Annotated in this window: 23 protein-coding genes; 8 read left to right on the forward strand and 15 right to left on the reverse strand. The window is 63.7% G+C overall.

What is annotated here, in order from left to right:
* Positions 1-10: 10 nt before the first annotated feature.
* From NCS00_RS27080 to NCS00_RS27090, 3 genes are read left to right on the forward strand one after another with little or no spacing between them, the layout of a single operon-like run.
* Positions 11-385 (forward strand): tautomerase family protein, encoded by a 375-nt coding sequence (locus NCS00_RS27080; protein WP_250441467.1) that lies wholly within the window; start codon positions 11-13, stop codon positions 383-385.
* A gap of 14 nt (positions 386-399) precedes the next feature.
* On the forward strand, positions 400-915 hold the full coding sequence (locus NCS00_RS27085; RefSeq protein ID WP_250441468.1) for a nuclear transport factor 2 family protein: 516 nt from the start codon (positions 400-402) through the stop codon (positions 913-915).
* Positions 912-2,054, forward strand: a complete 1,143-nt coding sequence (locus tag NCS00_RS27090; protein ID WP_250441469.1) for an amidase — start codon at positions 912-914, stop codon at positions 2,052-2,054. The genes NCS00_RS27085 and NCS00_RS27090 overlap by 4 nt, the downstream gene beginning before the upstream one ends.
* Positions 2,055-2,077: 23 nt before the next feature.
* On the opposite strand, the gene NCS00_RS27095 is transcribed toward NCS00_RS27090, so the two are convergent.
* From NCS00_RS27095 to NCS00_RS27130, 8 genes are all read right to left on the reverse strand, one after another.
* Positions 2,078-3,652: a sensor histidine kinase gene (locus NCS00_RS27095; protein WP_250441470.1), complete on the reverse strand. Its 1,575-nt coding sequence runs from the start codon at positions 3,650-3,652 to the stop codon at positions 2,078-2,080.
* 37 nt (positions 3,653-3,689) lie between these two features.
* Positions 3,690-4,070, reverse strand: a complete 381-nt coding sequence (locus tag NCS00_RS27100; protein ID WP_008346733.1) for a response regulator — start codon at positions 4,068-4,070, stop codon at positions 3,690-3,692.
* A gap of 81 nt (positions 4,071-4,151) precedes the next feature.
* Entirely contained in the window at positions 4,152-4,538 is a 387-nt protein-coding gene (locus NCS00_RS27105) for a response regulator (RefSeq protein WP_250441471.1), read from the reverse strand.
* Positions 4,539-4,551: 13 nt separating this feature from the next.
* Positions 4,552-5,991 (reverse strand): ATPase domain-containing protein, encoded by a 1,440-nt coding sequence (locus NCS00_RS27110; RefSeq protein ID WP_008346736.1) that lies wholly within the window; start codon positions 5,989-5,991, stop codon positions 4,552-4,554.
* Positions 5,992-6,161: 170 nt separating this feature from the next.
* On the reverse strand, positions 6,162-7,832 hold the full coding sequence (locus NCS00_RS27115; protein ID WP_008346738.1) for an ATP-binding protein: 1,671 nt from the start codon (positions 7,830-7,832) through the stop codon (positions 6,162-6,164).
* Positions 7,829-9,328, reverse strand: coding sequence for an ATPase domain-containing protein (locus tag NCS00_RS27120; protein WP_008346739.1), 1,500 nt, complete (start codon positions 9,326-9,328; stop codon positions 7,829-7,831). The genes NCS00_RS27115 and NCS00_RS27120 overlap by 4 nt, the downstream gene beginning before the upstream one ends.
* A gap of 116 nt (positions 9,329-9,444) precedes the next feature.
* Positions 9,445-10,236 carry an EAL domain-containing protein gene (locus NCS00_RS27125; RefSeq protein ID WP_250441472.1) on the reverse strand — a complete coding sequence of 264 codons (792 nt, stop codon included), beginning with the start codon at positions 10,234-10,236 and terminating at the stop codon, positions 9,445-9,447.
* A gap of 136 nt (positions 10,237-10,372) precedes the next feature.
* On the reverse strand, positions 10,373-10,960 hold the full coding sequence (locus NCS00_RS27130) for a nitroreductase family protein (RefSeq protein WP_008346743.1): 588 nt from the start codon (positions 10,958-10,960) through the stop codon (positions 10,373-10,375).
* A 248-nt stretch (positions 10,961-11,208) separates the two neighbouring features.
* Between NCS00_RS27130 and NCS00_RS27135 the strand changes: the two genes are divergently transcribed.
* The gene (locus NCS00_RS27135) at positions 11,209-11,847 is read left to right on the forward strand and encodes an NADPH-dependent FMN reductase (RefSeq protein WP_033535800.1); all 639 of its coding nucleotides are present in this window, start codon (positions 11,209-11,211) and stop codon (positions 11,845-11,847) included.
* Positions 11,848-11,944: 97 nt separating this feature from the next.
* On the opposite strand, the gene NCS00_RS27140 is transcribed toward NCS00_RS27135, so the two are convergent.
* The gene (locus tag NCS00_RS27140) at positions 11,945-13,276 is read right to left on the reverse strand and encodes an LLM class flavin-dependent oxidoreductase (protein ID WP_250441473.1); all 1,332 of its coding nucleotides are present in this window, start codon (positions 13,274-13,276) and stop codon (positions 11,945-11,947) included.
* A gap of 183 nt (positions 13,277-13,459) precedes the next feature.
* On the opposite strand from NCS00_RS27140, the gene NCS00_RS27145 reads away from it, so the two are divergent.
* Positions 13,460-14,287: a MetQ/NlpA family lipoprotein gene (locus tag NCS00_RS27145; RefSeq protein ID WP_008346747.1), complete on the forward strand. Its 828-nt coding sequence runs from the start codon at positions 13,460-13,462 to the stop codon at positions 14,285-14,287.
* A gap of 69 nt (positions 14,288-14,356) precedes the next feature.
* Here the strand turns inward: NCS00_RS27145 and NCS00_RS27150 are convergent, their stop codons facing one another.
* Positions 14,357-14,998 (reverse strand): peroxidase-related enzyme, encoded by a 642-nt coding sequence (locus NCS00_RS27150; protein WP_008346750.1) that lies wholly within the window; start codon positions 14,996-14,998, stop codon positions 14,357-14,359.
* Positions 14,999-15,207: 209 nt separating this feature from the next.
* On the opposite strand from NCS00_RS27150, the gene NCS00_RS27155 reads away from it, so the two are divergent.
* Entirely contained in the window at positions 15,208-15,783 is a 576-nt protein-coding gene (locus NCS00_RS27155) for a peroxidase-related enzyme (protein ID WP_008346752.1), read from the forward strand.
* Between the two features lie 34 nt (positions 15,784-15,817).
* The gene (locus NCS00_RS27160; protein WP_008346754.1) at positions 15,818-17,020 is read left to right on the forward strand and encodes an acyl-CoA dehydrogenase family protein; all 1,203 of its coding nucleotides are present in this window, start codon (positions 15,818-15,820) and stop codon (positions 17,018-17,020) included.
* Between the two features lie 83 nt (positions 17,021-17,103).
* Here the strand turns inward: NCS00_RS27160 and epsC are convergent, their stop codons facing one another.
* The 5 genes from epsC to NCS00_RS27185 all read right to left on the reverse strand — a co-directional run bounded on the left by epsC (position 17,104) and on the right by NCS00_RS27185 (position 20,764).
* Positions 17,104-18,039, reverse strand: a complete 936-nt coding sequence (epsC, locus tag NCS00_RS27165; RefSeq protein ID WP_250441474.1) for a serine O-acetyltransferase EpsC — start codon at positions 18,037-18,039, stop codon at positions 17,104-17,106.
* A 75-nt stretch (positions 18,040-18,114) separates the two neighbouring features.
* Positions 18,115-18,417 carry a hypothetical protein gene (locus NCS00_RS27170; protein ID WP_250441475.1) on the reverse strand — a complete coding sequence of 101 codons (303 nt, stop codon included), beginning with the start codon at positions 18,415-18,417 and terminating at the stop codon, positions 18,115-18,117.
* A gap of 53 nt (positions 18,418-18,470) precedes the next feature.
* A complete protein-coding gene (locus tag NCS00_RS27175; protein ID WP_008346760.1) occupies positions 18,471-19,202 on the reverse strand; it encodes an amino acid ABC transporter permease in 732 nt (243 codons plus the stop codon).
* The gene (locus NCS00_RS27180; RefSeq protein ID WP_008346762.1) at positions 19,199-19,930 is read right to left on the reverse strand and encodes an amino acid ABC transporter permease; all 732 of its coding nucleotides are present in this window, start codon (positions 19,928-19,930) and stop codon (positions 19,199-19,201) included. Before NCS00_RS27180 ends, NCS00_RS27175 begins: the two co-directional genes overlap by 4 nt.
* Positions 19,931-19,942: 12 nt before the next feature.
* Entirely contained in the window at positions 19,943-20,764 is an 822-nt protein-coding gene (locus tag NCS00_RS27185) for an ABC transporter substrate-binding protein (protein WP_250441476.1), read from the reverse strand.
* 266 nt (positions 20,765-21,030) lie between these two features.
* On the opposite strand from NCS00_RS27185, the gene NCS00_RS27190 reads away from it, so the two are divergent.
* Complete coding sequence (locus NCS00_RS27190) at positions 21,031-22,017, forward strand: sulfonate ABC transporter substrate-binding protein (protein ID WP_034470195.1); 987 nt, start codon at positions 21,031-21,033, stop codon at positions 22,015-22,017.
* The last annotated feature ends 4 nt before the right edge of the window (positions 22,018-22,021 follow it).

Consider the following 22,021-nt stretch of genomic DNA (forward strand, 5'->3'; position numbering starts at 1 on the left):
CGCTACGTTCATGCCAACACTCGAAGTCTATTTGCCTCAAGGTCACGCCGACGAACGCAAGGCATCGCTCATTCAAGGGCTCACGCAAGCGACCGTCGACGCGATCGGTGCGCCGGCCGAATCCGTGCGCATTCTGCTGTCGGAGTTGCCCGCATCCAATAGCGGCCTCGGCGGCAAAGTCAGCGCGGCGGGATTGCCCGTCATCATCGCGATCCTGATTGCTGGCCGCACGCAGACGCAGAAAGAAGCGCTGATCGCGTATCTGTCGGAGACCGGCGCTTCCGTGCTGAATGTGCCCTTGCAGTCCACGCGCGTGTTGATCAAAGACATTCCGAATACCGATTTCGGCCTGGGCGGAAAGACCGCTCGCGCCTTGGGCCGATAAGAATACGTGAAGCCATGACGGACAAAATCATCGAGAGCCTGCAGGCGCGCTTGCGCGTGCTCGAAGCGCAGAACGCGGTGCGCAAGACCATCGCCCGATACATGGCGCTCTGCGATGTGCCGGCACGCGCGCTCGAAGGTGAATCGCTGACGGCACTCTTCAGCGATGACGCCGTGTGGGAAGGCATCGGTCCACAGTATGCGGACAAGTTCGGCCGCTTGGCGGGGCCGAACGCTATCGTCGCGATGCTGCAACGCTACCTGCCGCCCACGCCGCACTTCGCGACCAACGTCCACTTCCTGACGAGCGAGCATATCGAAGTACAAGGCGATACGGCGAAGGGCCGCTGGATCATGTTGCAGGCATCCGGATATGTCGATGCAAACGCCGAGCTCATCTCGGCGCGGCTCGATGTGGATTTCACTCCGTCGCCTCACGATGAAGACGTTTGGCTGATTCGCCACTTCCGCACCGAACGCCTTTTCGACGCGCCCTGGCAACTCAACCCCGCGCAAGGAGTCCGTGCATGAGCGCCTTTTTGCAGCAATTCGATCTCGCGACGCATGCCGCCGCCGATGCACCGACCATCGCGATCAAGGACAGTATCGACATAGCCGGCTATCCGACGACCGCGGCCAGCCGCGCACTCGCCGATGCGCCGCCCGCACCGCGCCACGCGCAAGTCGTGCAGCGGCTGCTCGATGCGGGCTGGCGCATTACAGGCAAGGCGAACATGCACGAACTGGCGTTCGGCATGACAGGCCTCAACGACTTCAGCGGCACGCCCGTCAATCCCCAAGATCCGGCGCGCATTCCCGGCGGATCGTCGAGCGGCTCGGCATCGGCGGTGGGGCTCGGGCTCGTCGATGCCGCCCTCGGCACCGATACCGGCGGCTCCGTGCGTTGCCCCGCGGCATGCTGCGGCGTGATCGGCCTGAAGCCGACTTTCGGGCGCGTGTCGCGTGAAGGTGTCGCGCCGCGCCAGACGTCGCTCGACTGTGTCGGCCCGTTTGCACGGGCGATGAACACGGTCATCGACGTAATGCTCGCAATCGATCCGTCATTTCAGGGCGGCCGTGCGCGCCGCGACGTGACAGCGATACGCGTCGCGTTGCCCGATGTGCAAGCCGAAGGTCGGATCCGCGACGCGGTGGCGAGCGCGGTCGCGCGCAGCGGACTCGCGTCGCGCGCCGTGCAGCTCGAATCCATTCAGGATGCGTTCACGGCCGGTCTCGCCGTCATCAACGCCGAGACGTGGCGCGCGTTCGGTCATCTCGTCGGCAGCGGAAAGCTTGGCCCGGATATCCTGGCGCGGTTGAGCGCCGCCGCGAACACGCCGGTATCCGAGCTCGATGCAGCCGAGCGCATACGTCGCGACTTCACGGACGAGGTCGATCGCGTGCTGGCGGACGCCGACGTCCTCATTCTTCCGACCATGCCATCGCTGCCGATCACGATCGAGGCCGCGCGCGCGGGCACTCCGGTGATCGCAATGTCGTCGCTTATCCGACCTTTCAACCTGAGCGGACATCCGGCGCTTACGTTACCGGTTCCGGTTGAAGGGGCGTCGCTCAAGGCGGGATTGCAGATTGTCGGCCGCAAAGGCGATGACGAGACGGTGTGCGCGGTGGCCGCATACATCGAAGCGATGCTCGCTCCGCATGCGTAACGAGCCGACGAGCCGTGCGCCTCTCAACGCAAGTTCGAGTCGAGCGGCAGACGCACGGTGAAAGTCGCGCCCTGCCCGCGTCCGGCGCTCGCAACATCGACCGTTCCGCCGTGCAGGCTCAGGATGTTCTTGACGAGCCACAGTCCGAGCCCCAGGCCGCCGACGCGTCCGCTCGACTGCGGCGCGATCTGCTGAAAGCGGTCGAAGACGTCCGGCAGCGCATCGGGTGCAATGCCGCGCCCCGTGTCCTGAACGGTCAGCACCGCCTGGCCGTCCGATGTGCTCACGGAAATGGACACGCTGCCCGCGTCCGTGAATTTCACCGCGTTCGTGAGCAGATTCCAGACGACTTGCTCGAGGCGGCTTTCATCCGCCATGACGATGCACGGCTCGACGTGCGGCGTCTGCAATCGCAGGCCCTTGTGCTCCGCGGTCTTGCGGATGTCTTCGACGACGTTGAGCGCGAGCGCACCGATATCCACCGGCTGCAGATGAACCGAGAGCTTGCCGGTAACGACCGCGCCGCTATCGAGCAGATCGTCGACCATATGCGACAGCTGGCGGCCGTTGCGGCGGATCGCTTCGCCCGCCCGCGCGACGTGTGAAGGATCGGCGACGACCTGCAGCAGTTCCGCCCACGAGACGATCGCGTTCAAAGGCGAGCGCAACTCGTGACTGACGGCCGCGATGAAATGATCCATTGTCTTGGCGAGCGCTTCGCTGCGCTCGCGCCCCGAACGTTCCTCGCCGGCCGTCGCGGACAGCTCGAGCTCACGTTCCTTGCGCGACGTGATGTCGAGCGTGAAGCCCATCACCGACTGCATGGTGCCGTCGTCCGCGAACTGCCCTGTGCCGCGAATCAGGACCCAGCGCCGGCCACGCGCTCCATCGATGCATCGTTCGCACTCGAAGCTTCGTTTGGCTTGCAGCGCCTGCCAGTGCTCCGCAACCGGATCGGGCTGCTCGATGAACAGCTTTTGCCGATCCAGCCCGGCGATGTCCGGCAAGCCGAGATCTTCGACGCATTGTTCGCTGCAATGCACCGCGCCCGTTCCGACGTCGAGCTCCCACGCGCCCACGCCAGCGAAAGCCAACGCCCGTTCGAACCGAACGCGATGATCGTGCAGGCGCTGCTCGGCTTCTCTCGCAAGAATCTGCCGGAGCCGCGCATGCGAGCGCAGTCGCGCTTTCTCTCGCCGTTCCGTGCGCGTCGCCAGCGTGTGCATCGTGACGTCATCGAAGCGCAGCAGGATGAGCGGCGGTTCATCGGCGGTCGCGGGAAGATGCGAGACGTGAATCTGCCAGTACCGCGACGGCTGTTCGTGCGTGGCGGCGCGATCCGGCGTGTCCAGGCTGAAAGCGGGCGAGAGGCGTCGCTGACCCGGGTGCAGATTCGCCACGAGCGCGCGGATCAGATGTTCGCATTGCCCCAAAGCCGTTTCGGTCTCGCCGAACATCGCAAGCCATGCCCGGTTCGCGAACACGACTCTCAGGCCCTGATCGAGCATGAGATACGGCTCGATCAAGCGGTCGAAGATCGCCCGGTCGGCCGTGCCGACAGCGCTCGCTTCCGCCGAACGGGAAGTCGAGTCGGTCATCGGAAGAGCCGTGGTGATGTTGCCAGAGGACGCTTCGTCACGATCGATCCTCTCCTTGTCCAAATCCCTGCGTGAGTTCGGCAACGGTCTTCAGGAACTGGTCCATCGAGGCCGGTTTTCTGAGCAAGGCGTTCCAGAGAACGATGCCGCTTGGCCGAGCCACATGGGCGGACGTATGCAGCACGATGGGAATCGCCGCCCATTCCGGCCGCTCCCGAACGGCCCGGCACAATGCCTCTCCGTCCATGCCGGGCATCATCAGGTCTGTGATGAGCAGGTCGGGCACCGAGCGTTGCATCGCGGCAATGGCCTCTCGTCCATCGCGCGCGCGCTCCACCTCGTAGCCGGAATATTCGAGCGCGAAGCTCCACGCTTCGAGCAGATCAGGTTCGTCATCAACGAGAAGGACACGCGTCATGGACCGCTCACAGCCATACAAAAACGGTTGGAATCCCGGCGCGGGACTGAGTCAAATCCTCAGTATCCTGCTTGTTCGTCACTACGGCTGGCCGCGCAATCCGGCGCCGCCTCTTTCAACATGCAATGTCACCAGTTCGATCAGACGATACGGCGGATAAGGCTTTTGCAGTATTGCCGCGAACAACGCCCGATCGGCCGGATCGATCGCGTGCGGGGCGGCGCTGCACAGGACGATCGGAATCCGCCGGAAGTCATCGTCGCCGCTGAGCGCTCGCGCAAGGTCCACGCCTGAACTGACGGGCATCATGAAATCCGTCACCACGAGCGACGGTCTGATGCGCTGGATCGCCTGCAACCCGTCCGCGCCGTTCGAAGCAGCATGCACGACGTGCCCCAAGTCCTGCAGCAGGAACTTCAGGAAATCGGTAACGAGAGGTTCATCGTCCACGACGACAAGATTAGCCATGCGCGCAGCCTGGCTATCGTCCGCTCGCGTCGTCGCCCATTGCGCCTCGCGCCGTGGACATCGTTCCCGTGACGTGCAGCCCATCGCCGAGTCCGGAAATCTGCACTTCCGCGGTCGATGTATCGAAGAGGCTGTCGCGCACCTTGAGCACCGTGATGCTGCGTCGCAAAGGACCACCCGCCGCCTGATGGCGCATCTCGATCACATTGTCGATCTGCGACAGGATTTCCGGCGATGGATTGGTGCGCCACGGCCCCGACAGCTCCTTCGTTTCCCAGGTGCACACCGTCGTCACGCCGATCGCGCGCAGCTCGTTGCTCAACGCGGCGAAGAATTCGACCATGCGATGCGGATCGACGGTCGCGCGTTCGAAACCGGCGAGGCCGTCGATGAACAGACGTTCTGCGCGCGTCGTGCGAACCGCGTCGAGCAGCTCGTAGGCGAGCTTGTCGAGAAGATTTTCGGTGAGCGGGCGCCACAACATGCACAGCGCCTTCTTTTCGACGAGCGTTTGCAGATCGAGACCCAGTGCCTTCGCTTTCGCGTACAGCCGCTCCGGCGTTTCATAGAAACCGAAATGCACGGCAGGCCGCTCGACGGTCGCGCAGTTGAGATAGCCGATTCCGAAGGTCGTCTTGCCGCTGCCGGCTGGCCCCACCACGACGGACATCGAGGCGGCAGGCAAACCGCCGCCGAGCCGTTCGTCGAGCCCGCCCGTACCCGTGGCGACCTTCGTCAACCCGACGGTCTCTTGCGTGGACGGTCGAGCGAGAGCGGCTTCGAGGCGAGGGAATACGGCGATGCCGCGCTCCGAAATTTCATAGAGATGCAAGCCGCTCAGCGCACGGCTGCCGCGCGATTTCGCAACGCGAATGTGCCGTACGGTGCGCGACCCGAACAGGTTCTCCTCGAGGTGCAGCACGCCATCGACCATCGTGTGTTCGGGACTGGATTCGTCGATCCGGGCACTGGTCAGGAAGAGAACCGTGCAACCGGTGAACGCAGCATGACCTTGCAATTCCGCGACGAAGGTCTTGATGTCCAGATTGGTTTCGCTGCTTTCGCGGGCATTGAGCAATCCGTCGAGCACGAGAATGCTGGCCTGCGTGCGCGCGAGCTCGGAGCGCAGCAATGCGACCAGCGCATCGAGTCCCTTCTCGCGAAGCGTGCGAAAAAGACTGAGGTAAGTCAGATCCTTGCCGAGGCGGCTCGCATCGTAGAAACTCAGCGCCGATAGCGACTGGAACAGCCGGTCGTGCGATTCCGCGAGCAGCGTGATGTAGAGAACCTTGTGTCCCTGACGGGCTTGCGCAAAGGCAATCTGATTGGCGAGGATGGTTTTTCCCGCTCCCGGCCGTCCCTGCACGATATAAGACGAGCCCGCTATCAATCCGCCGTCGCAGATATCGTCAAGTCCCGGAACTTCGCTGCGTAGCCGCGCGAGTTTGTCCATTGCGTCGATCCATTATGTTGGGTGGCAAGCCGGGCATCGCTACCCATTTGCCGCCGCCGTTCCGTACCTGTCGGTTCCGATCCCGCCACTTCAGGTCGGCAGTGTACTCGAAATGACAGGGCAAGACGACGCTCCGGACTTCCCGTCTCGCAGGTTCGACGTCGAGCGCGTCAGTCTTCTGCGTCGATCATGTCGTTAATTTTCAGCACGAGCTCTTCGATCGCAAACGGCTTCGTCAGCAGGTGCGCGCCCTCTTCGACCCTGCCGTTGCCGAACACCGATTTCTCCGCATATCCCGTCATGAAAAGGACCGGCAAGGCGGGCCGCCTGAACCGCGCCCGGTCCACCATCTCCTTCCCGTTCATGCCCGGCATGCCGATGTCGCTAACCAGGATGTCGATCTCCGCGTTCGAATTGAGGATGTCGAGCCCGGACGGACCGTCGCTGGCTTCGATGACATTGAAACCCGCATCCTTCAGCACTTCGGTGCAGCCCAGGCGAATATCGGCTTCGTCATCGACGACGAGCACCGTGCGCTGCTTTCCGACAGCAGGCAGGACGATCGTCGCCGGCAAATCTTCCGCTTCCGGTGTCGAATCCGTCAGTCGCGGCAGATAGATGCTCACCGTCGTGCCCTTGCCGACCTGCGACTCGATCGACACTTTGCCCCCCGACTGACGCGAAAATCCGTACACCATGGACAAGCCCAGGCCCGTGCCCTGCCCCAAGGGCTTCGTGGTGAAGAACGGATCGAACGCCTTGTCGATGATTTCCGCTGCCATGCCGTATCCCGTGTCGGCGACCGCGATCACGACGTAATCGCCATCGCTCAAACCGTGCAGGCGCGCAAGGCGTCCCTTGAAGGAGACGTTGTTCGTGCGGATCGTCAGCGTGCCGCCCGCGGGCATGGCGTCGCGTGCGTTGATGCACAGGTTGAGCACGGCGTTCTCCAGTTGCACCGGGTCGCTCAACGTCGTGTGCAGGGTTTCTTCGAGCCGCGCATTCACTTCGACGGACGGTCCCAAGGTGCGCCTTATCAGATCGAGCATGCCGTCGATCAGGCGGTTCGGCGAGATCGCCTTGGGGTCGAGCGTTTGTCTGCGTGCGAAGGCAAGCAGCCGATGCGTCAGCGCGCCGGCTCGCTGCGTCGCATCGTGCGCGCTTTGGACGAAGCGTTCGATGTCGGCGAAACGGCCCTGGCGCATGCGCAGCTTGGTCAACTCCATGTTGGTGTTGATGACCTGCAGCAGGTTGTTGAAGTCGTGCGCGATGCCGCCCGTGAGCTGACCGATCGCCTCCATCTTTTGTGCTTGCCGAAGCGTTTCTTCGGCCGTCATCAGCTCTTCGGTGCGCTCGGCGACCCGCCGTTCCAGAAGCTGCGCGGCGTCCTTGAGCTCGTCGAGATGCCGTTTCGTCTGAAGCTGCCGTGCGCGCGCGCGAATCAGACCGCGCGCCACGCTTTGAAGCACTTCCGCGGTCAACGGTCGTGCGAGCAACGTGACATTGCCGAGCGCTTCGAAGAGACGCCAGCGTTGCACCGTGCTCGGACGATCGCCCGGCACCGTCAGAATGCAGATAGGAATGTCCGACCACGGCGGCTGTTTTTCGAGGCAGTCGGCAAAATCGCCCGACGGCGCCAGCTCGGAAAGCGACTCTTCGGTCAACAGCAGCCCCGCGATGCTCATGCCGTCGTTTTGCCGAAGCTGTTTGCAGATATCGGCCAATGTGCCGATTTCGAGCGCATCGATGCCGCCGGCGCGCAGCGTCTCGACGATGATCCGCGCATCCTGTCCGACCGGCGCGAGCACCTGCACCGTCGTCGGCGCTTCGTCACGCATCATGACGCGTCAGCCGGTTGGTCGCCCTCGCCGATCAATTCTTCGCGGGCGCCTTCGTAGGTCGGAACGCCGGTGAAAATGCCGCGCAAGGTTTCGAGCGGTGGCCCGACTTCCACGCCAATCGACGAAAGCTGATATTCGTGGATCGCGTTGTCGTGCAGGCCCGTTCGCTGTTTGATGACCGAAAGCGCGCGCCGCAAACGGCCCGCGGCTTCGAAAAAGCGCAGAAGCAACACGGTGTCGCTGAGGAAACTGAGGTCGATCGGGTTCTGGACATCGCCGACCACGCCCTGTTGAGCGAGCACGATGATCGTCACGACGCCGCGCCGATTCAGATAGGTGAGCAACTCATGCAGATGCAGCACGAGCGAACGCTCTTCCGGCATCGTGCTCAGATACGAATTGATGCTATCGATGACGACCACGCGAGCGTTGCGGTCTTCGACATCGCGGCGCACGGCCCACACGAATTCGCCCGGCGAGAGACGCGACGGGTTCATCCGCCGCCACGAGAATCGCTCGCTCGCCATGGCCTCGTCCGCGCTCAGGCCCAGGCTGTGGCCGCGTCGCAGGAATGTCTCGTAGGTCTCATCGAACGAGAAGTAGGACGCAAACTCGCCGTTGTTCGCGCTCGACAGCGCATAGCTCAAGGCGATCGACGATTTTCCCGCACCCGATGGACCGATCATCATCGTGGTCGTCCCGCGATCGAGTCCGTGGCCGAGAATGCGATCGAGGTCCGCGAAGCCGCTTTCGAGCGGCGCTCCGCCGGGAAGACTCGCATGTTCGTCGGCGATCAGGCTCGGAAACACGAGCACTTCTCCCGGCACGAGCATGTAGTCATGCCATCCGCTCTGGAAGTTCATGCCGCGCATTTTTGCGACCCGCAGCCGCCTGCGCGCGGCGCCGTAGTCGCGCTCGATCAGTTGGAGCGTGATAACGCCATGGACAAAACTATGAAGTTCTCCGTCCTCTCCGCTCAGAAGGTCGTCGAGAAGGATGGCGGTGACCTCCCTTCCCTGCATGAAGCGCTTGAGTTCGAGCATCTGCCGCCGGTAGGCGAGCTTGTTTTGCGCGAGCATGTGCAACTCCGACACGCTGTCGATGACGACCCTCTCGGCGCCTGTCTCCTCCACGCGGCGGATGATCCGTTCGATGGTCCTGTCGAACTCGACCTCCGACGGAAAGAGCACCGTTTGCTGACGCGATGCGTTGGCCTCGTCCGGTATCAGTTCGAAGATATCGATACCGGACATGTCCCAGCCATGCGTGGCTGCGGCGCTTCGAAGCTCCTGCTCCGACTCCGAAAAGGTGACATACAGGCACTTCGCAGCTTTCTCGACGCCCGCAATGAGGAAGCGCATGCCGATCGTGGTTTTTCCAGTGCCGGGCGCCCCTTCGACGAGATGCAGCCGATGCGTCGGCAGCCCGCCGCGCAGAACGACATCGAGTTCGGGGATTCCTGTCTTCGTGAGCGGCAGTGGAACGATCTCTGGCATAACCGACCTTTGAGTGGTGTTTTTTACCTCCTAGCAATTTTTCGGCCTTGAAGAGTTTTGGTCGCCAAGTCAGCTTGCTTTGCGAAAAGCACGGCTGAAACGGCAATTTCGCGCGCTCAGGACTGGACTGTCCAGTCTTCGGTCGGCGCGGGCAGAGAGCGAAACGCGGGCTTCGCGAAGAAATATCCCTGCATCAGCGTGACGCCCTGCGCGAAGAAGAAGTCCCGCTCGCCACGGGTTTCGATGCCTTCGGCGATCACGCGGATGCCGAGATCGCCGCACATGGACAACACGCCCCGCACGATGCTCTGCCGCACCGAATCCGTGTCGATTCCGCGCACCAGTTCCATGTCGAGTTTGATGAAATCTGGCTGGAATTCGGCGAGCAGCGTGAGCCCGGAGTAGCCGGCGCCGAAATCGTCGATGGCGGTCTGAAAGCCGAAGCGTCTGTACGCACGAAATATCTCGACCAGATGCGAGCGGCTGATGACGCTCTCGCCCTCTACGGTTTCGAAGATGATGCGATCGGTCGCGAACTTGAATTTCTCGGCCGCCTCGAACGTGCTGCGGATACACGCTTCAGGCTGATAAACCGCGTTCGGCATGAAATTGATCGACAGGAATCCGCTCATGTCGAGCGACGCGGCCTGTTCGATCGCCACGGTGCGGCAGCGTTGATCGAAATGGTAGCGATTGGCTTCGTCGACCCGCGCGAGCACCGATCCCGCCGATTCGCCGTTCGGGCCGCGCACCAGCGCCTCATGGGCATACGCGACGCCATTGCGCGTATCGACGATAGGCTGGAACGCGAAGGCCAGATCGATGACGTCGCTATCGGGGACGCGGCAACCCGTGCACTTGTGCGACGCATCGCCGTGCGCGAGCTGGATGGCTGGCTTATCTTTCATGAATTTTTCGGATCGCGCACGCGGCGCACGTTTTGACTAGTCTTTATCGACACGAATCGACATGGGCTTTACACCCGGGACGAGAAACCGTGCGCTGCACAGTCGCGCGCCATGTCGCGGCGCGCTCCCGCTTTACTTAGTTCTTCCACCCGCCGAACTGCGCGATGTCGACCACCGGCAGCCGCTTGCGCGGCGCTTGCTCCCGTTCGGCCAACGCGTCGGACAGCACGCCTACATCGCCATGATGCGCAACCGAGATCACGGCGAGCGGCGTGTAGCGCTCCGCGATGCCGAACGCGTCCCGCAAGGCCTTCGCGTCGAAGCCGCTCATCGAATGGGCGGCGAGGCCGCGCGCATGCGCCTCGAGCAGCAGCGCCAGCGCCGCGGCGCCGGTATCGTAGCTCGCGTTCGGATTGACCTCGCCCTTGGCGTTGAGCGTATCCGCGAGCACCGCGATCAGCACTTGCGCGTTCCGGTTCCACGTCTGGTTGAACGGAACCAGCGTGGCGAAGGCGTCCTCGAATGCGGCAGCGTTCCGGGTCTTCTCGAACACGAGAAAGCGCCAGGGCTGCACGTTATACGCCGATGGCGCCCAGCGCGCCGCTTCGAGCAGCGCAAGCACATCGGCGTGCGCGACGGGCTGTTCGCCATAGGCGCGCGGACTCCATCGTCCGGCGAGCAAAGGATGAATGTCGATATCGGTCGGTGCGGGTCGGTGCGTCATGGATTCTGGCGATCGAAATAAAAAAGGGCTTCCAGCATAAGCCGTGCGGCGCGAACGCGATATGACTTCCCGTGCTGATTAAATCGGCGCCGACGATAAGCCGCCTTCCCGCGCCGCGGGCATGTACACGCATATCCTTAGCTCGATTCGTGCTTTCCGCTTGGCGATCCGGGCGACTATCATGGTCAGTCTTAGCCGCCCGCTGAATAGTCGCTGCGCGCTGTTCCGCCTTATCCGGAGTTGTTATCTTGTCCCGTATCGAACCCATTCGCCGGCCGCTCGTGGTCGGCATCGGCGGCACTACGCGCCCTGCATCGTCCACCGAACGCGCGCTGGGCTTCGCGCTCAAAGGCGCGGAAGAATCCGGCGCTCGCGTGCGCCTGTTCGGCGGCGCATTTCTGCACAGCCTGCCCCACTACGCGCCCGAAACGCGCGATCTCACCGACGCCCAGCGCGAACTGATCGAAGCCGTGCGCGACGCCGATGCGCTCGTCATCGCGACGCCCGGTTATCACGGCGGTATCTCCGGGCTCGTGAAGAACGCGCTCGACACACTCGAAGAACTGCGCAACGACGAGCGCCCTTATCTCGACGGCCGCGCGGTCGGCAGCATCGTCACCGCTTATGGCTGGCAGGCGGCGGGCACGGTGCTGACCTCGCTGCGCTCGATCGTGCATGCGCTGCGCGGCTGGCCGACGCCCTTCGGCGCCGCCGTCAACACGCTGGAAACGCGCTTCGAAAGCGCCGACCATTGTTCCGATCCGAAGGTCGTCGAGCAGTTGTTTACCGTCGGACAGCAGGCGTCGAACTTCGCACTCGCGTTCGCTTCGCACCGGCCGGATGCGTGGCATGCAGTGACTCGCGAAGTCGCGCTCGCACAGCGCTGAGGCAGGCAAGACGTCGAAAGCATACGGTCGATCCGTGCGCTTCGACCATGGACGATGCTTGGTATCCCGACGCACGTTCCGCGCGATGCCGCGCGCATCAGCCGCGCGCGAAGAAACGGTTGGCCGGCCTCGGCAAGCCGAGATGCTCACGCAGTGTCGAACTCTCGTAAGCGCGACGGAAAATGCCGCGCCGCTGCAACTCCGGCACCACCTTGGCGACGAAATCATCCAGGCCCGCGGGCAGATACGGGAACATCACGTTGAAGCCGTCGCTGCCTTCCTCGACGAGCCACTGTTCCATTTCGTCGGCGATATCCGTCGCGGTGCCGACCATCTGCAAGCCGGAATAGCCGCCGACACGCTGCGCCAGTTGCCGAACGGTGAGCCCCTCCGCGCGCGCCATGTCGATGACGCGTTCGCGCGCACTTCTGCTCGCGTTGGTTTCGGGAATCTCGGGCAACGGGCCGTCCGGATCGAACGACGAGACATCGTGGCCGAGCGCGATCGACAGCGACGCGAAACCGCTGTCGTCATGCACGAAAGTGTCGAGCAATGCGCGCTTTTCCTGCGCTTCGTCACGCGAGTCGCCCACTACGACGAACGCGCCCGGCAGTATCTTCAGATGCTCGCGCGCGCGGCCTGCGCGCTCCATCCGGCCTTTGACATCGGCATAAAAGCGCTTGCCCGCGGCGAGATTCGGCTGCGCGGTGAAGACGGCATCGGCGGTTTCGGCGGCGAGCTGCCTGCCCGCTTCGGACGATCCCGCCTGCACCACGACCGGCCAGCCCTGCACCGGCCGCGCGATGTTCAGCGGCCCGCGCACCGACAGATATTCGCCCTTGTGATCGAGCACGTGCAGCTTCGCGGGATCGAAGAAGAGGCCGCGTTGCGTGTCCTGCACGAAGGCGTCGTCGGCCCAGCTATCCCAGAGACCGGTAACGACATCGTAGAACTCGTGCGCGCGCCGATAGCGCTCGTCGTGCTCCATGTGTTCGTCGCGGCCGAAATTCAGCGCGGCATCCGGGTTCGACGTGGTGACGAGATTCCAGCCCGCGCGCCCTTCGCTCAGATGATCGAGCGATGCGAACCGCCGCGCGATGTGATACGGCTCGTCGAACGTCGTCGATGCAGTAGCGATCAGGCCGATGTGCTCAGTCACCGAAGCGAGCGCGGACAGCAGCGTGAACGGCTCGAACGATGTCGCCGTGTGGCTGCGCTTGAGCGCGTTGACCGGCATGTTCAGCACGGCAAGATGATCGGCCATGAAGAACGCATCGAAGCATGCTTTCTCCAGCGTCTGAACGAACCGCTTCAGATGTCGAAAGTTGAAGTTCGCATCGGGATACGCGCCGGGATAGCGCCACGCGCCGGTGTGCAGGCTCACCGGACGCATGAATGCGCCGAGATGGAGTTGTCGGGACTGTGGCATCGCGTCGATGAATGAAGGAGTGGCGAACCGCGTCAACTTACTCCAACTCGCGCAAACACGCTCGATCGCGCTGACCATTTGCAAATCATGCGACGGGACATATCCATAGCGCCCGATATTATTTGCCGCGCACGCGCCGCGCCTCTAGCATCGGCTTCTTTCAACCAGCCTGCCTGTCCATTCGTGAAGATCAAGCATTCATTCAAGACTGTCCTGTTCCCGGTCCTGCTCGCGTGCGCCGTCGTGAGCGCGCAGCCGTCGTTCGCGGCGAACCAGACCGTGCGGGTCGGCATCATGTCCGGCGAGGACGAGGATGTCTGGCGCACCGTCGCGGCCAACGCCGCGAAGCGCGGCATCACGGTCAAGGTCACGACCTTCTCCGACTATACGCAGCCCAACGAGGCGCTCGCGCAGCACGATCTCGACGCCAACTCGTTCCAGCACAAGCCTTATCTCGATGCGCAGATCCAGGCGCGCCATTACGACATCGTGCCGGTCGGCTTCACCTATGTGCAGCCGATCGGCCTCTACTCGCGCAAGGTGAAGTCGGTGGACGCGCTGCCGCAGAACGCGTCGATCGGCGTGCCGAACGACCCGAGCAACGAAGGCCGCGCCCTGCTGCTCCTGCAGGCGAACGGCGTCATCAAGCTGCGCGAGAACGTCGGCCTGCTGCCGACCGCTCGTGACATTGCGAGCAACCCGAAGCATGTGCAGATCAAGGAACTGGACGCGGGTATCGTCGGCCGCGCGATCGGCGATGTCGACGCCGCGGTCGTCAATACCGATTGGGCGATCAAGGCGGGCATCCAGATTCCGCAGGAGCGCATCGCGCAGGAAAAGGTGACGAACAATCCGTATCGCAACTTCATCGCGGTGAACGCGAAAGATGCGCAGGCGCCGTGGGTCAAGGCACTGGTCGAGAGCTATCAGCAGGCGAATGTCGCGTCGTCGATTCTTTCCGTGTATCACGGGGCGACGTTGCCGGCGTGGGAAGACGCGCCGCAGCATTGAACGCGACGGCGAAGCATCGCCGATCATCGGGACGCGGGGCCTGTTTTCGGAAGGAAACAGGCCCCGGCTTCATTGTGTCGCCGGATCGCGGCCCGCAAAGAACTGTTCGTCCGGCACCACATTCAACGCGATGGTCAGCCGGTTCGCATAGTTGAAGAACGCCGATATCTCCAGCACTTCGGTCACCGCCTGCTGCGTGAAGCCGATCGAGCGCAGCCATTGCAGATGCTCATCGCGAATGCTGCCCGGCTCGCGCGTGAGGCGCTCCGCGATCTCCGCGAGCGCCGCCTCCTTCACGGACAGGCGCACATGGCGAAAGCCCTGCGCGATGCGCTGCGCACGCACGGTATCGCCCGAGACGGCCGCCAGCGCCTGCGTGTGATTGAAAACGCAATAGCTGCATTCGTTCACGGCCGACGTGACCACCGCGATCAGCTCGCGCTCGGCTGCCGTGAGATGGCTGCGGTGCGGATCGAATAGATGCTCGTAGAACGTGACGAGCCGGTACGCGGTATCGGGGTTGACGGAAAGCGCCGCAAGCCAGTTGGGCACGAAGCCATACTGACGGCGAAACTTCGCGTGGATCGCCGCGACGTGCGGCGGCAAGCGGGCCTCGTCGGGCAAGCCGAAACGGGAAACCGGTTCGCGTATTGCATCGGCATCCGAATTCAGCTGATCGGCGAACGGATCTGAAGGTGCAAGAGTGGACATCGTATGGAGTCTCCTGGCGCTATGTTCGGGCATCCAAATTAACGCACTCGCCGACGAGCGGTGTGACTGATTTTTCATAAGCTAATCGGTGTTTGGACACATCGCGCTCGCCGAATTGCAAATCGCAAATCGATATTGGATCGCACGAAAGATCGCTGCGCATAATGAGCCGCAGCTTCTCTTCACTCCTTCCAGGCGAGGCATGTGACATGGCAGAAGTTCTGAGCACTGAGACGCACGTCATCGGACGGCTCGACGTTCCGACGCACGATGCGCTGAGCGACGATCTCCGGCAACTGGTCGAGCAGCACGGCGGCGACAACTGGATTCGGGCGCTGTCCCTGAATGCCGATACCGCGCGCCGCTTCACGCAGTACTTCGAGAAACTTTTCAGCGCGACGGGCGGACGACTGCCGCTCGACGAGCGCGAGCTGATCGCGGTGATCGTGTCGCGCACGAACGGCTGCGGGCTGTGCGCAATCCATCACGCGCATGCGCTCGGCGAGGCGCTCGGCGACCGCGTGCAGGCCCGGCGCATTGCGCTCGACTATCACCTCGCGGATCTGTCCGCGCGGCAACTGGCGCTCGCCGAAATCGCCGAGACCATCACGACATCGCCGCGCGCGATTACCCGTAAGGACTTCGACCGCCTGCGCACGCTCGGCCTCGACGACGCCGATATCCTCGAAGCGATCGAAACCGCGTCGTGGTTCAACCATACGAACCGCATCTTCATCGCGGCCGGCGTCGTGCCCGACGAGAAGTATTTCTCGGCGCTCGCGTAATGCCGATCCCGCATCCGCACACAGGAGAGTTTCGATGAGCGCCGTACTCGAACCCGTCATCGCGTCGCCCGCGCCGGGCGATGCCTCGCATCTGCTGTCCGACGCGCTGCTCGATGCGATCGGCCAGCGCGCCGCCGGTTATGACCGCGAGAATCGCTTCTTCTCCGACGACCTGCGCGATCTTCACGAAGCCGGTTTCCTGCGCGCCACGGTGCCGATCGAATTCGGCGGACTCGGCCTCACGCTGCCGCAACTGCTGCGCGAGCAGGTGCGGCTCGCGGCCCGCGCGCCATCGACGGCGCTTGCGCTGAACATGCATCTGTACTGGGTCGGCGCGGCGCTGCATCTGTATCGGCGCGGCGACAAGTCCGCGCAATGGATTCTCGAGGAAGCGGGCGCGGGCAAGGTGTTCGCGGCAGGCCATGGCGAGCCGGGCAACGATCTCGGTCTCGCGTGGTCGTCGGTGAAGGCGACGCCGTTGCCGGACGGCGGCTATCGCTTCGACGGCCGCAAGATCTTCACCTCGCTCGCGCCCGCATGGGACTGGCTCGGCGTGCATGGCATCGACGACTCCGATCCGCAGGCGCCGAAGATCGTGCATGCGTTCATCCGGCGTGACGCGGCGGGACATCGCACGGTGCAGACCTGGGATGCGCTCGGCCTGCGCGCGACACGCAGCGACGATACCTGGCTCGAAGGCGCCATCGCGCCGCGCGACAAGGTGATCCGCGTGCTGCCGGCGGGCATTCCCGACGATCCTTTCGTCGATGGCATTCTCGGCGCGGTGCTGCCCGGTCTCGGCGCGGTCTATTACGGCATCGCGAAGCGCGCGTTCGACATCGCGGTGGAATCGGCGAAGCAGCGTGCATCGCCGGCCATCGGCGGCAAGACTTATGCGTACAAGCCGCTGACGCAGCAGGCGGTCGCGCAGGCGGCCATCGAGCTTGCGAGCATCGAGGCGCTCGTCGAGCGCGCGGCCGAGCGCTGGTGGACGGGTTACGGCGAAAGCGAACCGTGGATCGCGCACTTGCTTGCGGCGAAACAGCATGCCGTCGATGGCGCGTTGCGCGTGGTGAACCTCGCGCTGAAGATCGCAGGCGCGGCTTCGCTGTCGCGTCATAGCGAGCTGGAACGGCTGTATCGCGATGTGCGCGCGGGCGCGTTTCATCCGCCGAACGCGGATGCGGCGCATGAAGTCATCGGTCAGGCTTGGCTCGGGGTGCTCGGTCAGGCGTGAGCGTCGCGGCGCATGGTTGACTTTTCCATGCGTTGCGCGCTTGAACTTCTGCATTCAGGCTTGCGCTTCGCGAATCATAGTGCTTACCGCGCAACCTCCACTGCGGACGCACGCGCGCCTTCCTCACCGCTTTGCGAAAGCGCCTGCGTCACCGAAGCACCGGGCGCGACGTCGTGCGTGAGCCATACGTTGCCGCCGATCACCGCGCCGCGTCCGAGCGTCACGCGTCCGAGGATCGTCGCGCCCGCATAGATGACCACATCGTCCTCGACGATCGGATGACGCGCGAGGCCCTTCTCCAGATGACCTTCCGCGTCGCGCGGAAAGCGTTTCGCTCCGAGCGTCACCGCCTGATAGACGCGCACGCGATTGCCGATGACCGCCGTCTCGCCGATCACCACGCCCGTGCCGTGATCGATGAAAAAGCCCGAGCCGATGCGCGCGCCCGGATGAATGTCGATGCCCGTTTCCCCATGCGCGAGTTCGGCGACGATGCGCGCGAGCAGCGGCAACCCGAGCCGGTAGAGCTCGTGCGCGACGCGATGGTGAATCATCACGAGAATGCCGGGATAGCAGAGCAGCACTTCATCGACGCTGCCCGCCGCCGGGTCGCCCTGATAGGCCGCGAGGATGTCGCTGTCGAGCAGACTGCGAATGCGCGGCAGGGTTTTCGCGAACGCGCGTATCGCATCGCTCGCGCGCGTTTCGACGGCGTGATCGTCGCGCGGCAGATGACGCGCCTTGTATTGCAGTTCGAGCTTCGCCTGCACGAGCAGCCCTTGCAGCGCGAAGTCGAGCGCGTGGCCGACGTAGAAGTTTTCGCTTTCCTGTCGCAGGTCGGGCGGTCCGAGCCGCATCGGAAAGAGCGCGCCTTTCAGTGCGCCGATGATGTCGCCAAGCGCCTCGCGTGCGGGAAGCTCGCGCCCGCCCGGTTCGAGCGAGCGCTTCTGGGCTTCGCGCCACTGCTGGCGGACTGTCTGAAGCGATTGGACGATGTCGTCGATGTCGAATGCAGCCACAGTGCAGTCCTTTCTATGTAATGGGTCAGCTCGCGCGGGCTTGCGATGCGCGAGCGGTAAATTCGTCGCGCGCGCTCATCGATGGGTGCGAGCGGTCGACGCGCCGCCTGCATCGCAGCGAAACAGCGGCGGTTCGACCGGCGGCTGAAACATGTCGACCGCATTGCCCATGTTGAAGTACCCCGCCTGCGCGAATAACGCGATGTGTTCGAGCCGCTCCGCGCGGCTCGCCTCTCCGTCGCCGCGCGTAGAAGTGCGCGGCGCTTCGCACCCGCACGCATTCATCGCGCGTCTGGCTTCACGCAGAAAGCGGCGCTCGCGCGACCGTTCGAAACGGTTGGACAGCATGTGCCAGCAAGACGTCAGGATATGCGCCATGACTCGCTACCTTCGAATGACGATGACATCAATCTAGGCCCGCGCGACGCGTTTCACAAACGAGCTTTTCTGCGTTGCATTGCAGGCATCGTGCGGACCCGGCTGCGCTCTGCGGAGCGGCGCGAGAGCAGTGCGTGCGCGAGCGCTTGCAGCGCACCGCACAGCATCAGATAGACGAAGCCGACGAACAGGAAGATCTGCGCCGGATAGACCATCAACCGGTTGTTGAGCTGATTGGCGAGGAACGTGAATTCCGGCACGCCGACGATATAGGCAAGCGACGTATCCTTGATGAGCGAGACCCATTGATTGACGAACGACGGCATCATCACGCGCACGGCCTGCGGCAGCACGACTTCGCGCAGCGCCTGCCAGCGCGTGAGGCCGAGCGACATCGCCGCCTGCCACTGCCCGTTGCCGATCGACACGATGCCCGCATGGACCGAATGCGACAGATACGCGCCGCCGATCAGCGCGAGCGCGCATACGACGGTCGCGAGGCCCGGCACATTGACGTGCAGCAGAATCGGCATCAGAAAGAAGGTCCAGAAAATCAGCATCAGCACGGGAATCGCGCGAAAGAACGCAACGAGCGCGGTCAGCAGGATCTGCGCGACGCCGCGTGTCATCGAAAGCGCGATGCCGCCCGCGAGCCCGATGATCGCCGCAAGAATCGCGGAGGAAATGGAAAGCGCGAGCGTCAGCGCAACGCCGCCGAGCGGTCCGGAAGGAAACGCGCCCAGCAGGAGATAGCGCAGCGACGCGAACCAGTCGACCTCGTTCATGCGTGGACTCGCCGCAACGCGCGCACGCCGGTGCGCTGCCACACGACCAGCGCCGCTTCGATGACCGCGATGGTCAGCACATAGAACACCGTGGCCGTGCCGAATGCCTGAAATGTCCTGAAGGACTCGGTATCGACCTGACGCGACATGTACGAAAGCTCCGCGACGCCTACCGCCATCGTCAGCGAGGAGTTCTTCACCACGTTCATGTATTGCCCGGCGAGCGGCGGCGTCGCGATGCGCAGCGCCTGCGGCAGGATCACGTAGCGCAGCGCGGCATAGCGGCTCATGCCGAGCGCGGCCGCCGCCTGCTCTTGCGCCGCACTCACGCCACGCATACCCGCACGAAACTCCTCGCCGATGAACGCCGTCGTGTAGCAGGTCAATCCGATCCAGCCCGCGAACAGCTCGAAACTCGGCCAACGCAAAACGAACGGCCCGAACGTCGCGGCATGCGGCGTGTTGAGCCACGTCATCCATTCGGACGGCAGCAACGCGGCCGCCCCGAAATACCAGAACAGCAACTGGACGAGCAGCGGCGAATTGCGAAAGACGAAGACATACGATGCCGCGACGCGTGCGAGCGCCGCATTGCCCGACGTGCGCGCGACGGCCAGCGCGAAGCCGAGCAGCGTCGCGCAGATCGCCGCGCAGGCGGACAACATCAGCGTGACGGCGAAGCCCTGCTCCAGCCACGCGAGATATTTCGGATCGAGCCAGCTATGCATGATCGACGGCGATCAACCGTTCTTCTGCGGATCGCCGATCTTGAAGAGGCGCGGCAGCGGCGCGGCGCTCTTCGGGCCGAACCACTTGTCGTAGATGCGCGTCGCTTCGCCGTCCGCTTCGAGTTTCGTGAGCGTGCCGTTCACGGCGTCGAGCAGGCGCGTCTCGCCCTTCGGCACGCCGACGCCTTCGTAATCGTTGGAGATCGTGAAGGCCGGAATTTCGTAGCTGGCCTTGTCCGGCACGCGCGCGAGCAACGCAACGAGCTTCGGTCCGTCCTGCGTGATCGCCTGCACGTTGCCCGTGCGCAGCGCGGCGAAAGCGAACGGCGTGTCGTCATAGGCGACGATGGTCGCGTTCGGGAATTTCGCCCGCACCTGCTGTTCGTTCGTCGTTCCCTTGTCCGCGCCGATGCGCAGGCTGTTGATCTGATCGGGCGATTTCAGCACGCCCTTCTTCGCGATGAACTGCGTGCCCGATGCGAAGTACGGCGTGCTGAAATCGACTTCCTTTTTGCGCTCGTCGGTGATCGTGAAGTTGGCGAAGACGAGATCGACCTTGCCCGACTTCAGAAACGCGATGCGGTTGGCCGGATTGGTCGGCTGCACTTCCAGCTTGACGCCCAGGCTCTTCGCCACCGCGCGCGCATAGTCGACATCGAGACCGACGATCTGATTGTCCTTCGGATCGACGAAGCCGAACGGCGGATTGCTGTCGAACGCCGCGACGCGCAGCACGCCGGCTTTCTTGATGTCGTCCAGCCTGTCCGCATGCGCGGCATTCGAAGCCACTGCCAGCAGTGCAGCGAGCACCGCGCCCCAGGTCCTGATTTTCATTGGTGAGTTCCTTGTTCGTTGCGCCGGTGTGCGTCGCCGGGCGGCGGCACGATGGCGAGGCTGGCACTCTATCGGTGCCGCCGCTCCGACGGAACGAAGTTTTTGTCACGAAGAAAGCAGGCGTGGAGATTTGGCGCGACGCCCGCATTGCCGTCGCGTGCACATGCTTATGACTTCCGTTGCGATAGCGATATGTGCATCGCTACGTTGGTCCGAATGGGCGCTCGTCTTAGCATCGGAAGCTTTCGCCAACCAGAGCTCCCGCCATGTCGAAAACAAAAACCACCGATCGCCGCGCTTTTCTCTCCCTGACCGCGCGGGCCGCGACGGGCGCCGCCGCGCTCGCGGTCACGCCGGCATCGTTCGCCCAGCAAGCCGCGCAAGCGCAGCCGCGCGTGTTGCGCATCGGCAATCAGAAAGGCTATCTGAACCTGCTCAAGGGACGTGCAACGCTGGAGAAGCGTCTGGCTCCGCTCAACGTATCCGTGAGCTGGACGGAGTTCTCCGCGGGTCCGGTGCAGCTCGAAGCGCTCAATGTCGGCTCGATCGATTTCGGCGACGTGGGCGAAGCGCCGCCGATCTTCGCGCAGGCGGCCGGCGCGCCGCTCGCCTACGTCGCCGCCACGCCGACGCGGCCGCATTCCGAAGCCGTGCTGGTGCCGGCGCAATCGTCCGTCAAAACGGTGGCGGATTTGAAAGGCAAGCGCATCGCGTTGAACAAGGGCAGCAATGTCCATTACTTCCTCGTGAAGCTGCTGCGCCAACATGGCCTTCAGTATCGCGACGTCGAACTCGCCTATCTCGCGCCCGCCGACGCGCGCGCCGCCTTCGAGCGCGGCTCGATCGATGCGTGGGTCATCTGGGACCCGTACTTCGCCGCCGCGCAGCAGTCGCTGAATGCGCGCGTCGTGGCGGACGCGAGCGGCGTCGTGGGCAACCGCGCCTACTATTTTTCGTCGCAAGACTATGTGGCGAAGAATGCCGACGTGATCCGCATCGTCATCGAGGAGATCAAGGCCGTCGATCAATGGGGCAAGCAGCATCCGGACGAACTCGCGAGCGAACTCGCGCGGCTTTGGGGCCTGCCCAAACCTGTCGTCGATCTCGCGGTGAGCCGGCAGGTCTTCGGTACGGAAGCCATCACGCGGGCGATCATCGCGGAGCAGCAGCAGATCGCCGACACCTTCGTCGAGCTCGGGCTGGTGCCGAAACATGTCGACGTGCTGAGGGCCGCGCCGCCCGGTCTTGCTTGACGGC

The organism is Caballeronia sp. AZ1_KS37, assembly GCF_023631165.1.
Taxonomy (GTDB): Bacteria; Pseudomonadota; Gammaproteobacteria; order Burkholderiales; family Burkholderiaceae; genus Caballeronia; species Caballeronia zhejiangensis.

Excerpts from the sequence above, each read along its gene's own strand:
- NCS00_RS27080 (WP_250441467.1), top strand. The coding sequence starts at position 11 with ATGCCAACACTCGAAGTCTATTTGCCTCAAGGTCACGCCGACGAACGC.
- NCS00_RS27085 (WP_250441468.1), top strand. The coding sequence starts at position 400 with ATGACGGACAAAATCATCGAGAGCCTGCAGGCGCGCTTGCGCGTGCTC.
- NCS00_RS27090 (WP_250441469.1), top strand. The coding sequence starts at position 912 with ATGAGCGCCTTTTTGCAGCAATTCGATCTCGCGACGCATGCCGCCGCC.
- NCS00_RS27095 (WP_250441470.1), bottom strand. The coding sequence starts at position 3,652 with ATGACCGACTCGACTTCCCGTTCGGCGGAAGCGAGCGCTGTCGGCACG.
- NCS00_RS27100 (WP_008346733.1), bottom strand. The coding sequence starts at position 4,070 with ATGACGCGTGTCCTTCTCGTTGATGACGAACCTGATCTGCTCGAAGCG.
- NCS00_RS27105 (WP_250441471.1), bottom strand. The coding sequence starts at position 4,538 with ATGGCTAATCTTGTCGTCGTGGACGATGAACCTCTCGTTACCGATTTC.
- NCS00_RS27110 (WP_008346736.1), bottom strand. The coding sequence starts at position 5,991 with ATGGACAAACTCGCGCGGCTACGCAGCGAAGTTCCGGGACTTGACGAT.
- NCS00_RS27115 (WP_008346738.1), bottom strand. The coding sequence starts at position 7,832 with ATGATGCGTGACGAAGCGCCGACGACGGTGCAGGTGCTCGCGCCGGTC.
- NCS00_RS27120 (WP_008346739.1), bottom strand. The coding sequence starts at position 9,328 with ATGCCAGAGATCGTTCCACTGCCGCTCACGAAGACAGGAATCCCCGAA.
- NCS00_RS27125 (WP_250441472.1), bottom strand. The coding sequence starts at position 10,236 with ATGAAAGATAAGCCAGCCATCCAGCTCGCGCACGGCGATGCGTCGCAC.
- NCS00_RS27130 (WP_008346743.1), bottom strand. The coding sequence starts at position 10,960 with ATGACGCACCGACCCGCACCGACCGATATCGACATTCATCCTTTGCTC.
- NCS00_RS27140 (WP_250441473.1), bottom strand. The coding sequence starts at position 13,276 with ATGCCACAGTCCCGACAACTCCATCTCGGCGCATTCATGCGTCCGGTG.
- NCS00_RS27150 (WP_008346750.1), bottom strand. The coding sequence starts at position 14,998 with ATGTCCACTCTTGCACCTTCAGATCCGTTCGCCGATCAGCTGAATTCG.
- NCS00_RS27155 (WP_008346752.1), top strand. The coding sequence starts at position 15,208 with ATGGCAGAAGTTCTGAGCACTGAGACGCACGTCATCGGACGGCTCGAC.
- NCS00_RS27160 (WP_008346754.1), top strand. The coding sequence starts at position 15,818 with ATGAGCGCCGTACTCGAACCCGTCATCGCGTCGCCCGCGCCGGGCGAT.
- NCS00_RS27170 (WP_250441475.1), bottom strand. The coding sequence starts at position 18,417 with ATGGCGCATATCCTGACGTCTTGCTGGCACATGCTGTCCAACCGTTTC.
- NCS00_RS27175 (WP_008346760.1), bottom strand. The coding sequence starts at position 19,202 with ATGAACGAGGTCGACTGGTTCGCGTCGCTGCGCTATCTCCTGCTGGGC.
- NCS00_RS27180 (WP_008346762.1), bottom strand. The coding sequence starts at position 19,930 with ATGCATAGCTGGCTCGATCCGAAATATCTCGCGTGGCTGGAGCAGGGC.
- NCS00_RS27185 (WP_250441476.1), bottom strand. The coding sequence starts at position 20,764 with ATGAAAATCAGGACCTGGGGCGCGGTGCTCGCTGCACTGCTGGCAGTG.
- NCS00_RS27190 (WP_034470195.1), top strand. The coding sequence starts at position 21,031 with ATGTCGAAAACAAAAACCACCGATCGCCGCGCTTTTCTCTCCCTGACC.